General features: G+C 55.1%; 8 protein-coding genes. 3 read left to right on the forward strand and 5 right to left on the reverse strand.

Annotation, left to right across the window (positions count from 1 at the left end):
* The first annotated feature begins 5 nt into the window (after positions 1-5).
* On the forward strand, positions 6-905 hold the full coding sequence (locus tag V5P19_RS02830) for a LysR family transcriptional regulator (RefSeq protein WP_334399929.1): 900 nt from the start codon (positions 6-8) through the stop codon (positions 903-905).
* Here the strand turns inward: V5P19_RS02830 and V5P19_RS02835 are convergent.
* The 3 genes from V5P19_RS02835 to V5P19_RS02845 all read right to left on the reverse strand — a co-directional run bounded on the left by V5P19_RS02835 (position 880) and on the right by V5P19_RS02845 (position 4,562).
* Positions 880-1,674, reverse strand: a complete 795-nt coding sequence (locus V5P19_RS02835; protein ID WP_334399932.1) for a substrate-binding domain-containing protein — start codon at positions 1,672-1,674, stop codon at positions 880-882. The genes V5P19_RS02830 and V5P19_RS02835 overlap by 26 nt on opposite strands.
* 1 nt (position 1,675) lies before the next feature.
* Positions 1,676-2,983: an MFS transporter gene (locus V5P19_RS02840; protein WP_334399934.1), complete on the reverse strand. Its 1,308-nt coding sequence runs from the start codon at positions 2,981-2,983 to the stop codon at positions 1,676-1,678.
* Between the two features lie 280 nt (positions 2,984-3,263).
* Positions 3,264-4,562: a serine hydrolase gene (locus V5P19_RS02845; RefSeq protein WP_334399936.1), complete on the reverse strand. Its 1,299-nt coding sequence runs from the start codon at positions 4,560-4,562 to the stop codon at positions 3,264-3,266.
* A gap of 93 nt (positions 4,563-4,655) precedes the next feature.
* Between V5P19_RS02845 and V5P19_RS02850 the strand changes: the two genes are divergently transcribed.
* On the forward strand, positions 4,656-5,561 hold the full coding sequence (locus V5P19_RS02850; protein WP_334399938.1) for a LysR family transcriptional regulator: 906 nt from the start codon (positions 4,656-4,658) through the stop codon (positions 5,559-5,561).
* On the opposite strand, the gene fumA is transcribed toward V5P19_RS02850, so the two are convergent.
* Positions 5,550-7,199: a class I fumarate hydratase FumA gene (gene fumA / locus V5P19_RS02855; protein WP_334399940.1), complete on the reverse strand. Its 1,650-nt coding sequence runs from the start codon at positions 7,197-7,199 to the stop codon at positions 5,550-5,552. The two genes, V5P19_RS02850 and fumA, sit on opposite strands and share 12 nt — an antisense overlap.
* A gap of 55 nt (positions 7,200-7,254) precedes the next feature.
* Positions 7,255-8,763 (reverse strand): anion permease, encoded by a 1,509-nt coding sequence (locus V5P19_RS02860; RefSeq protein ID WP_334399942.1) that lies wholly within the window; start codon positions 8,761-8,763, stop codon positions 7,255-7,257.
* 608 nt (positions 8,764-9,371) lie between these two features.
* Here V5P19_RS02860 and V5P19_RS02865 point away from each other — a divergent pair.
* On the forward strand, positions 9,372-12,152 hold the full coding sequence (locus tag V5P19_RS02865; RefSeq protein ID WP_334399944.1) for a flavocytochrome c: 2,781 nt from the start codon (positions 9,372-9,374) through the stop codon (positions 12,150-12,152).
* Positions 12,153-12,182: the final 30 nt, after the last annotated feature.

Genomic DNA, 12,182 nt, shown 5'->3' on the forward strand with positions numbered 1-12,182 from the left:
AAAATATGCCCGTCAATTTCGACCTCAACGATCTTTACGCCTTCAGAGCCCTGGTGGAGTACGGAAATTTTCGTATCGCCGCGGAGTCTATTTGCCTTTCCCAATCCGCCTTAAGCCGCCGAATCGAGAAGCTTGAGGCAGCGGTCGGGACGAAACTTTTCGACAGGACCACCCGACGGGTGACGCTGACGCTCTTCGGTCAAACCTTTGCCGAACGCTGCGGGCAGCTTCTGGAAAACGTGGAGTCGATGCTTGCGGGTATCGACAAGGTGAGCGAGGAGCGTACCGGGCTAATTACCGTGGCGACGGTGCCTTCGGCAGCCTGCCATTTTATGCCGGAGGTGATCCGCCAGTTTCATAGCCGCTATCCGCGCGTGCGCATCAAGCTTATCGACAGCAGCGCGGGAAACGTCATTGACGCGGTGGCCAGCGGGCAGGCGGATTTTGGTATCTGTTTTGCGAGAAGCCTTCAGCCGGATATCACGTTCATTCCGCTGGTGGAAGATGTGTATGTCGCCGCATGCCGTCGCGATAGTCCGCTGGCGGGGCGTAAGCACCTCACGTGGGAGGCGTTTTATCAGCAGGATTACATCAGCCTGGATATTACGTCCGGCAACCGTAACGTGCTTGACCAAATGCTCGCGCATATTCAGCCAGCGCGGCCGAGTATCTGCGAAACGCGCCACGTCACCACCATGCTGGGAATGGTAGAGGCGGGGGTAGGCATAGCCGCCGTCCCCGCCATGTCGATGCCGAACTCGGCGCATTCGTATTTGACGCATATCCCGCTGACCGAGCCTGAGGTCAAACGTACCGTTGGGCTGATTCGGCGCAGTGGGCGCATTCAGTCGTGGATTGCTGCCGAGCTGGAAACCCTTATCACCGCGCGCTATCGCGCGGCGTAGCCGATACGGGGATCATCCCTGTTGCGGTGATGGTCTCCTGGGCTTTAGCCGACGACAGGAAATCCAGCAGCGCTTTACCCTCAGCCGGATGTTCCGCGCTGGCGGTCACCGCACCGGCAAAACGGGTAATGTATTGCACGTTATCCGGCAGTTTGCCGATGAAGGTCACGCCCTGAATGGGTAACAGCTCGCTAACCTGCTGAAACCCAATGTTGTATTTCCCTTTTGCCACTTCAGACGCGACCGGAATACGCTCCACCTTGTGCGCTTTTCCGTTCATCTGCGCGTCAATCCCCAGCTTTTTAAACAGCTGACTTTGCACATACCGGCCGCTGGCGCTGTCGGAGTAAGCGATGCTGTCGGACGTCAGCAGGGTTTGTCGCAGAGCGCTATCCGTGGTGATATCCGGCACCGGGGAGCCTGCTTTGACCACTGCGCCAATGGGGGAGTCCGCCAGCTCAACGCGCGAACCCTCCTTGACCATCCGGTCCTTTGTGAGAGGATCCAGCGCATCGCCGACCATAATCACCACGTCCGCTTTTTCACCGCGTGCCAGGCGGTTGGGGATCGCCTGCGGCGTTTTCCCCATCGACGGGCCCGATATCACGACAACGTGGTTGCCGCTTTGGGATTCATACAGCGGGGCCAGTTTTTCCAGTGCGGCTTTGAAGCCGCCTGAAATCATCACCGTCACCTCCTGTGCCAGCGCGCCCGTGCTGGTGGCTATCAACACCAGCCCGGTCAGTCCTGAACGTAAAAATGTATGCATATTATCCTCTCAGCTCACGGGTCGTTTGCAGGCTTAACGCGCTACGGCGATAGAGATACAGCGTTGCCAGCAAGGCACATACCGCGGCGAAGCTCATCCAGTATCCCGGGGAGGCTTTATCGCCGGTGTATTCAATCAGGGCTGTCGAAATCACCGGGGTAAACCCGCCGAAGATGGCGGTGGCCAGGCTATAGGCCAGTGAGAAACCGGCAACACGCACCTCTACCGGCATGATCTCGGTCAGCGCCGGGATCATCGCGCCGTTGTAGAGACCATAGAGGAAAGAGAGCCACAGCAGCACGCTCAGCATCATAGAGAAGCTTGGCGCATTCGCCAGAAACGTCAGAGCCGGGTAGCTGGTAGCCAGCGCCAGCAGCGCCATGGTGATCAGTACCGGTTTACGCCCGAAACGATCCGACAGGGCCCCCCCAATCGGCAGCCAGATAAAGTTGGAGATGGCGACCAGTAGCGTGACCAGCAGGCTGTCTGAGGCGCTCAGCATTAACACTTTTTTCCCGAAAGTGGGCGCGTAGACGGTGATCAGGTAAAACGCGGTGGTGGTCATGGCCACCATCAGCATACCCGCGACCACAACCGGCCAGTTCGCCAGCAGGGTGGTAAAGACCTGACGCATCGCCAGCGTGTGACGGCGCGCGCGGAACTCTTCGGTCTCTTCCAGCTTGCGGCGCAGGAAAAAGATAAACGGCACGATTAAACAGCCGAACAGGAACGGCAGCCTCCAGCCCCACTCGCGAATGGCGCTTTCTTCCAGCATGGCGTTGAGCGCAAAGCCCATTGCCGCTGCAACCATGATGGCAACCTGCTGGCTGCCTGACTGCCAGCTGGTGTAAAAACCTTTGCGCCCCGGCGTGGCAATTTCAGCCAGATAAACGGATACGCCGCCAAGCTCAGCGCCTGCGGAAAAACCCTGCAATAAGCGGCCAATCAGCACCAGCAGCGGTGCCCACAGGCCGATGCTCTGATAAGAGGGGATCAGCACAATCAGGAACGTACCGGCGGCCATAATTGACAGCGTGGTGATCAATCCTTTGCGTCGACCCACCTTATCGATGTAAGCCCCGAGGACAATGGCGCCGATGGGGCGCATTAAGAAACCTGCGCCGAAGACGGCGAAGGTCATCATCAGCGATGCGAATTCGCTGCTGGCCGGAAAGAAGGTGTGGGCAATATAGGTGGCATAAAACCCGAACAAAAAGAAATCGAACTGCTCAAGAAAGTTTCCTGACGTAACGCGAAGTATCGCGCCCGCCCTGGAACGGAGGGTTGCAGGTGATGTTGAGGCTAACATGGTTATCTCCAGTTTATTGTTGACGTTTTGCTCGTCTGTTTCTGAAAACTGGATCAGGATGAGAAAATAGATAAGCGCAATTCGCACATTGACTGATGCGTGTAGTGCATCAATGACAATCCGTTGACCAGGAGTTACATAAGCAACAATAACTTAACAAATCATTGATTTTTTATTCACCAGATTTCTGTAAGTCGCTGATATGACGATTATGTGAAGTTGCGCAGGGGAGAGGCCCGAACGTTGGCCTGGTCAGCGTTGCGCCACCCGGCCAGGCAATTTAGCGCAGCGCGTTTGCTATTGCGCTGAACATGAGCGATGCCTCAAGCGGCTGGGCGCTAAATGACGGTTCTGCCTGTGGCCAGGTGGACCACTGAACGATCGTCAGATTTTCTTTCTGATTCACCATGATCATCTGTCCAAAAATCCCCAGCGCCCAGAGCGACCCCTTCAGCGAAGCCTGAACTTTGGGCTCGACGCCTGAGGCATTCGCGGGCACTTCGTTATTCCACCACTGATAGCCATAAAGCCCGTTGGGGTGCGCGTTTGACACAGACCCTTTTGCCTGCGTCCAGTCAGACGACTCTTGTACCCAGCCTTCCGGCAGGATCTGTTTTCCGTTCGGCAGGGTGCCGTTGTGAAGGATAAATTCTCCGAAGCGACCCCAGTCCTCCAGCGTGGCGTTAAATCCGTGTGCCCCGACGTCATGCTGGCCTTTGCTGTAGGCATGCCACACGCCGTCATTCGCCATCCCGTACGGCTGCCAGATGCTTTTCTCCAGATAGGCCGCCAGCGTCATGCCGGTTGCGCGTTCAAGCACATCCCCCAGCAGCCATGCGCCGCCGGAGGAGTAGGACCAGTTCTCGCCTGCCGGGTGCGCACGATGTAACCCTTTCACCAGATTACGCACGCAGTCGTACGTGCCGGAGGTGGCTTCGCACTCGGTGAGCTTCGCGAAATCTGATGTCGGGTTGGTGTAGTCTTCATTCCACGCCACGCCCGAGGTGTGGGTAATAAGCTGTTTTAAGGTCACGCCGTCCCATGCGGTGCCTTTTAAATCAGGTTCATATTGAGTGATGAGATCGTCCACCGAGTGGATCTTTCCCTCTTTGATCGCGACGCCAACCAGCGCGGAAACGACCGATTTGCCGACCGATCGTGACGTCCAGAGCGTGGTATCGGTGTTACCTTCCCCGAGGTATTTCCAGGCGACTTTACCGTCTTTCAATACCAGCATGCCGCTCACGTTCTGGCGCTTCAGGTAATCCCGCAGGTTATACGTCGTGCCATTTACCTGATAGTGGGCGTCTGTCAGCGGCTTTTCTGCGGTGGCTAACGGCGTGGCGTGCCCATGGCGGAAAACATCGCCGGTATAGTTGCGATAGTCATTGCGAAAGCCCACGATACGGTCGGTTTGGCTCCAGGTCAGCATCTTATGCGTATCCGGAAGCTGGGCATCGAACGGGGCAGGGCAGTGATTGAGGTCCATGCCGCCGCAGTCAGCCATAACGGCAGAAGAGAACAGGCTGCTGGCGACAAGCGCAGCGAGCAGGGAGCGGTTTAACGTCTTGTTTTTCATATTTATCTCGATTTGGTAAGCAACGGGTTCAGTTTACGAACCCGCGGCCTATAATAAAAAACGCGTGATGGGGGAAAATCCCCCGTAAAAAGAATGGAGTGTGACGTGGCTACGTTGATGTATTCCTTTGCTCAGCTTGAGTCCTTTACCGCGGTCGCCGAGCACGGCAGTTTGAGCAGAGCGGCGGTAAAGCTTCAGAAAGACAGGACAACGCTGCGCGATCTGATTGATTTTCTTGAGGACGGACTGGGTTACCCGCTCTTTGTACGCGAAGGGCGTGCTTTACGGCTTACGCCAGAAGGCGAGCAGCTACAGCGCCAGGCGCATCTGCTGATGCGACAGGTAAAAGCTTTTGAGGCGTTTGCCCGACAGGTACCCGGTAGCGCTATGCAGGCGATCTCTCTCGTCTACGATCCCTTTACGCCGCGCGCTTTTTTGCAACGCGTGATAGCTGAAATGACGATACAGAACGTTCGTCTCAGCCTGACCTGCGCCTCGCGCGATGACGCGGAAAACATGCTGGCCAGCGGCCAGGCCGATCTGGCTCTCTGCCAGGCGCGCAACCGCAGCGTGGGGGACGAGATGGAGTGGCGGGCGCTGGGCGCCATTGATATGGATTTCTATGCCGCAACCGCTCTGTTCGGGGAGCGTGCGTCACCGCTTTCGCTGTTGGACCTTTCCCTGGTTCCACAGGTCATCATGCACTCTGCGGCAGACGAACCGGTTGCCCGTCGCCTGCAAATTTCGGGGCATACGATTTTTACCAATGAGCTGGAGATGCTGCGCGGCCTGCTGGAAAACGGCTGTGGCTGGGGTTTCTTGCCGACGCATATGCATGCGGCACAGTGGAAAAACGTAAAAAGGCTGCACACCGAAGTGGGCAGCCAGGGAATTAGTCAGACGATGGTGACCATCTGGAAACCAGGTAGCGACAAGCGAGAGAGGATGAATAAAATGCTGTCGCTGTTACCCGATTTGTGGAAGCACTCAGCGCTGTGAACAGCCTTTGCACTGGTTGTTCTGGATCTGCTGGAAGAAGTCGTTGCCTTTGTCATCCACCAGGATAAACGCCGGGAAATTCTCGACTTCGATTTTCCAGATGGCTTCCATGCCCAGCTCAGGATAAGCCACGCATTCCAGACTTTTGATGCTGTTTTGCGCCAGTACCGCCGCCGGGCCACCGATACTGCCGAGGTAGAAACCGCCGTGTTTGTGGCACGCGTCCGTGACCTGCTGGCTGCGATTGCCTTTTGCCAGCATGATCATGCTCGCGCCGTTGGATTGCAGTAAATCCACATAGGAGTCCATACGGCCTGCGGTGGTTGGGCCTAAGGAGCCGGATGCATAGCCTTCTGGAGTCTTGGCCGGACCCGCGTAGTAAATCGGGTGATCTTTCACGTACTGCGGCAGTGCTTCACCGTTGTCGAGCAGCTCTTTGAGCTTCGCGTGGGCGATATCACGCGCCACGATGATGGTGCCGTTCAGCGACAGGCGGGTAGAGACCGGGTGAGCGGAAAGCTGCGCCAGGATCTCATTCATCGGTTTATTGAGATTGATGCTGACCACGTCGCCTTCACCCTGCTGGCGCAGCGATTCAGGAATGTACTGACCTGGGTTATGTTCCAGTTTTTCAATCCAGATACCGTCGCGATTGATTTTCGCCTTGATATTGCGGTCAGCGGAGCAGGAGACGCCCATGCCGATTGGGCAGGATGCGCCGTGGCGCGGCAGACGGATCACGCGGATATCATGAGCGAAGTATTTCCCGCCGAACTGCGCGCCGAGACCCAGATTCTGCGCCTCCTGCAGCAGTTCCTGCTCAAGCTGAATGTCGCGGAACGCCTGGCCGTGTTCGTTGCCTTCGGTCGGCAGCCCGTCGTAATAGCGGGTAGAGGCGAGCTTCACGGTTTTCAGCGTGGCTTCTGCGGAGGTCCCCCCAATCACAAACGCGATATGGTAAGGCGGGCAGGCCGCCGTACCCAGCGTGCGCATCTTCTCCACCAGATAATTTTTCAGCTTCGCTGGCGTGATAAGCGCTTTGGTTTCCTGATACAGGTAGGTTTTATTGGCCGAACCACCGCCTTTCGCCATGCACAGGAATTTGTACTCGTCGCCATCGACGCTGTAGAGGTCGATCTGCGCCGGGAGGTTAGTGCCGGTATTCACCTCTTTGTACATGTCCAGCGCCGCATTCTGGGAATAGCGCAGGTTGTCTTCAATATAGGTGTTGTAGATGCCCTGGCTTAGCGCCGCTTCATCGCCGCCGCCGGTCCAGACGCGCTGGCCTTTTTTACCCATGACGATCGCCGTACCGGTGTCCTGACAGGTCGGCAGCACGCCTTTGGCCGAAATTTCAGAGTTGCGCAGGAATTGCAGGGCAACGTATTTGTCGTTCTCGCTTGCGTCGGGATCGTGAAGGATCGCGGCAACCTGCTTCTGGTGCGAAGGACGCAGCATAAACGCGGCATCATGGAAAGCTTGTTGTGCCAGCAGGGTCAGAGCTTCAGGCTCAACTTTCAGGATTTCCTGGCCGTCGAACTCGGCAACGGAGACGTGCTCTTTGGTCAGCAGATAGTATTCGGTGTCGTCGTGCGCGAGCGGGAAGGGGTTCTGATAGTAAAACGGTTTATTCGACATAGCGTATTGCTCCACAAAAATAAAACCGCCGGAGGGATAGTCCGGCGGTCAGGAATCAGAACATCATGGACATCCATGGATAACCAATCAGCAACAGGGCCGCCAGGAAGATGGCACCGAAGATGGTACCCAGACGCCAGTAGTCTTTGGTTGGCAGGTAGCCGCTCCCGTAGTAAATCGGGCTTGGGCCAGTCCCGTAAGGGGTGATGATTCCCATCACACCCAGAGAGGTCACCATCAGCAGGACAAAGACTTCCATATTCATGCCCGGAATGGTGGAGGCGATGGTCAGCATTGCTGGCAGCAGCGCCGTGGTGTGCGCGGTAGTGCTGGCAAACAGGTAGTGCAGCAGGTAGAACGCCAGCAGCAGTACGATGGTCGCTACGCCCGGCGAGATACCGCTCATCAGCAGGCCGCCTTCTTTACCCAGCCAGCTGATAAAGCCGGTGGAGGAGAGGCCATCAGCCAGCGCGACCAGAGTGGCGAACCACACGAAGGTGTTCCAGGCCGCTTTATTACCGGTGATATCATTCCACTCGAGCACGCCGGTCCACAGCATCAGGCCAACGATAAGCAGGGCCGCCATTGCCGGCTCAATCCACGCGGCGGCGAAAATCCACATCATCAGCGCACAGCAGACGAAGACCAGCAGCAGGATTTCATTGCGGGACAGTTTGCCCAGTTTTTCCAGCTCACGGGTCGCCCACAGCGGCACTTCATCGTTGATTTTAACTTCAGGCGGATAGAACCAGTAGGCCAGCAGCGGCATCGCCAGAATCAACAGCACGCCGACCGGCAGGAAGGCGATAAACCAGGTACCCCAGGAAATATCAATCCCGACGGTGCTTTTTACCAGCGCCAGTGCCAGCAGGTTTGGCGCAAGCGCGGAGAGGAACATCGAGCTGGTGATACAGGCGGCTGTGATCGCTACCCACATTAAATATGAACCAATTTTACGCGCGCTTGGGTCGTTAGGTTTTGAGCCGTACAGAGGCGGCAGGTTCGCGATAATCGGGTAGATGGTCCCGCCGCTGCGTGCGGTGTTGGATGGCGTAAACGGTGCCAGCAGCAGATCCGCGAAGGTGATTGCATAGCCGAGCGTCAGGCTGCGACGACCCAGATATTTCACCAGAATCAGCGCCAGACGGCGGCCAAATCGAGTTTTGTCATAGCCTGCGGCAAACATAAAGGCACCGAAAATCAGCCATACGGTCGAGTTGCCAAAGCCGCTCACCGCCCATTTAAAGGAGGCTCCAGCCAGTTTGAATGACGGATCGGCCAGCTGTTCCGGGCTGAACAACACCCACTGACTGCACAGGGCAATAGCGACCACGCCGGTCAGGCCAATCACTGCACCGGGCAAGGGTTCGAAGATCAGGCCGACGATCACGCCGACAAAGATAGCGAAGTAGTGCCATGCATAAGGCGGCAGCCCTTCCGGAACCGGAACAAACAGTAGCAGCACGGCAACAATGATGGGCAGCGCCATCATCAGCAGTCGTTTTGCCTTTCCGTTTGATGCTTGATTCGCCACAGGAGGCGTTACAGCAGTTTTTGTATTCATAGTTTCACGTCTTAAGTTGTCAAAAATTCTGCATACACTGAAAGGACAAATTCGATTTCTTTAGTTTCTTTGCTTTATTTAGTTATTTAAGGTGCATTTTGTCATTTCAGGAATAATGGATTAACGCGTATTGTGATGCGCTAAATTAAAAAAATATGATGTTTATATATTGCGCCTTTGGATGCCATAACTATTGATCGCGATCAAAAAAACAGAATTGCAGCGTTATTTTTATTCTTTTTTAAATAACCACTCTGGCGTATGTGGGTATTATTGGTTTTTAAGGTTTTATTTATCATTTTGATAACAATTTGAAACTTGGTATTGTTGTAACTCATTGTTTTATATTTATTAATATATTTTGAGTTAAAATGGTAAGACCAATTTTATTTTAACGTAATTTACATTATTGTGAATGGATGAATTATTGCTGCTAACACCAATGTGTTATTTATGTTATTGAAGGGATTAAATAGTTTTTTAACTAACGTAATAGCTTTAGAAACTAAAAAAATCATTATATTACTATCATAACATCGGCATAAAAAATCGAAATAAAAATCAGCCCGATAACGAATTCTTAATTTTTAAAGTTTGGAGTTTCTATTATGAGCACTAACGAACGCATTCTTAGCCCCTTCACATTACCGAATGGCACTGAACTCAAAAACCGTTTGTTAATGGCGCCCATGACCACCTGTACCGGCTATTACGATGGCACCGTCACCAGCGAGCTGGTGGAGTACTATCGTGCCCGTTCTGGCAGCATCGGCACCATCATTGTTGAATGCTGTTTTGTTGACGATCTCGGCCTTGCTTTCCCAGGTGCGATTGGTATCGACAACGATGAAAAGATCGCCGGTCTGGCAAAAATTGCCGACGCCATCAAGTCTAAAGGCTCAAAAGCGCTTCTGCAGATCTACCACGGCGGTCGCATGGTTGACCCGAAACTGATTGGTGGCCGTACGCCTGTTGGCCCAAGCGCCGTTGCCGCGCCGCGTGAAGGTGCAGCAACGCCGGTTGCCCTGACTACTGAAGAAGTCGAAGGCATGATCGGTAAGTTTGGTGAGGCCGTACGCCGCGCGATTCAGGCAGGCTTCGACGGGGTTGAAATCCACGGGGCAAACACCTACCTGATTCAGCAGTTCTACTCGCCGAACTCTAACCAGCGTGACGACGAGTGGGGCGGCAGCCGCGATAACCGCGCCCGTTTCCCGCTGGCGGTGCTGAATATCACCCACAAAATGGTTCGCCAGTATGCGGACGATGCCTTCATCATTGGCTACCGTTTCTCGCCTGAAGAGATGGAAGTCCCCGGCATTCGCTTTGACGACACCATGTATCTGCTGGAAAAACTGGCCGCGCGTGGCGTGGATTATCTGCATTTCTCCGTGGGTGCCACTCTGCGTCCTTCTATTGTCGACACGCAAGACCCAACCCCGTTGATTGAAAAATACTGTGCAATGCGCTCTGAGACGCTGGCACAGATTCCGGTGATGGGCGTGGGCGGCGTGGTCAATGCCGCGGACGTCAATGAAGCGCTGGACCACGGTTACGATCTGATTGCCGTTGGCCGGGCGACTATCGCTTATCCGGACTGGACCGACCGTATTGCAGCCGGTGATAACCTCGAGCTGTTTATGGACAGCACCCAACGCGAAGCATTGAGGATTCCCGAGCCGCTGTGGCGCTTCTCTCTGGTGGAAGCGATGATCCGCGACATGAGCATGGGTGAATCGAAATTCAAGCCGGGCACCTTTGCGGAGAAAGTGCAGGATGATGCTAACGAACTGGTGATTAACGTCTGCCTGGAAACGGATCGTATTGCTGATATTGAGCTTGCGTCTGGTCCGAGTGGAGACGTTGAGTTTGTGACCAGCTTCGAAGAGATCCGTACCCGGATTCTGGATGCCAACACCCCACACGTGGACGCTATCACCGGCGCAACCAGCCAGAGCGAAGCAGTGAAAAAAGCCGTATCGAAAGCGATGCTGAAATCCAGCAAAGCGCTGGCGGCGGAAGAGGGGGCAGATCCGAACGAAACAAAACGTGTCGATGTTGTCGTTATCGGCAGCGGCGGCGCGGGTCTGGCGGCGGCTATCCAGGCACACGATGAAGGCGCAAGCGTGCTGATCGTCGAGAAAATGCCGACCATCGGCGGTAACACCATCAAAGCCTCTGCCGGGATGAACGCGGCTGAAACTCGCTTCCAGCGCGTGAAAGGCATCCAGGACAGCAAAGAGCTGTTCTATCAGGAAAGCCTGAAAGGCGGCGGTAACAAGAATAACCCGGAACTGTTGCGCCGCTTTGTCGAGAACGCGCCGGAAGCCATTGAATGGCTCGCAACGCGCGGCATTATGCTTAACGATATCACCACCACCGGCGGGATGAGCATTGACCGTACTCACCGTCCAAAAGACGGTTCTGCGGTGGGAGGCTATCTGATCAGCGGCCTGGTGCGTAACGTCACCAGACGTAACATCGACGTGATGCTGGATACCTCCGTCAGCGACATTATCGTTGAGAACGGTGAAGTGACCGGCGTGCGTCTGACCACTGAAGAGAATGAAACCCTCACTGTGGAAACCAAAAGCGTGATTGTGGCAACCGGCGGCTTTAGCGCTAACAGCCAGATGGTGGTGAAATACCGTCCGGATCTGGCAGGGTTTGTTACTACCAACCACAAAGGGGCAACCGGCGGCGGTATCGCGCTGCTGGAACGTATTGGCGCGGCCACGGTAGACATGGGTGAGATCCAGATCCACCCAACCGTTGAGCAGAAAACCTCGTACCTGATTTCCGAATCTATTCGCGGCGGCGGAGCGATTCTGGTCAACCAGCAGGGGAACCGCTTCTTTAACGAAATGTCGACCCGCGACAAAGTTTCGGCGCAGATTATTGCTCTGCCGGAGAAATATGCTTACATCGTCTTTGATGAGCATGTTCGTACCAAAAACAAAGCGGCAGACGAGTACATCGCAAAAGGCTTCGTCACTAGCGCCAGTTCGCCAAAAGCGTTGGCCGACGCGCTGGGCATGGATCACCATGCCTTCCTGGCAACGCTGGAGCGCTACAACGGCTTTGTGGAAAAACAGCACGACGACGATTTTGGTCGTACTACCGCGCTGCGTGCGCCAATCAACGAAGGGCCGTTCTACGCCATTCAGATTGCCCCGGGCGTGCACCACACCATGGGCGGCGTAACCATCAATACGGAAACCTGCGTGCTGGATAGCAGCCACAACATACTCCCTGGCGCCTATGCGGCCGGTGAGGTTGTCGGTGGCATCCACGGCGGAAACCGTATCGGTGGTAACGCGGTGGCAGATATCATTATTTTTGGTACGCTTGCCGGACATCAGGCGGCGATGCGCGCAAAAATGGCATAATGGCATTGTCGGATACGCGCCGCGTATCCG

It is taken from the genome of Enterobacter sp. UNJFSC 003 (assembly GCF_036903355.1).
Classification (GTDB): domain Bacteria; phylum Pseudomonadota; class Gammaproteobacteria; order Enterobacterales; family Enterobacteriaceae; genus Enterobacter.

Excerpts from the sequence above, each read along its gene's own strand:
- V5P19_RS02845 (WP_334399936.1), bottom strand. The coding sequence starts at position 4,562 with ATGAAAAACAAGACGTTAAACCGCTCCCTGCTCGCTGCGCTTGTCGCC.
- V5P19_RS02830 (WP_334399929.1), top strand. The coding sequence starts at position 6 with ATGCCCGTCAATTTCGACCTCAACGATCTTTACGCCTTCAGAGCCCTG.
- V5P19_RS02860 (WP_334399942.1), bottom strand. The coding sequence starts at position 8,763 with ATGAATACAAAAACTGCTGTAACGCCTCCTGTGGCGAATCAAGCATCA.
- V5P19_RS02840 (WP_334399934.1), bottom strand. The coding sequence starts at position 2,983 with ATGTTAGCCTCAACATCACCTGCAACCCTCCGTTCCAGGGCGGGCGCG.
- V5P19_RS02865 (WP_334399944.1), top strand. The coding sequence starts at position 9,372 with ATGAGCACTAACGAACGCATTCTTAGCCCCTTCACATTACCGAATGGC.
- fumA (WP_334399940.1), bottom strand. The coding sequence starts at position 7,199 with ATGTCGAATAAACCGTTTTACTATCAGAACCCCTTCCCGCTCGCGCAC.
- V5P19_RS02835 (WP_334399932.1), bottom strand. The coding sequence starts at position 1,674 with ATGCATACATTTTTACGTTCAGGACTGACCGGGCTGGTGTTGATAGCC.
- V5P19_RS02850 (WP_334399938.1), top strand. The coding sequence starts at position 4,656 with ATGGAGTGTGACGTGGCTACGTTGATGTATTCCTTTGCTCAGCTTGAG.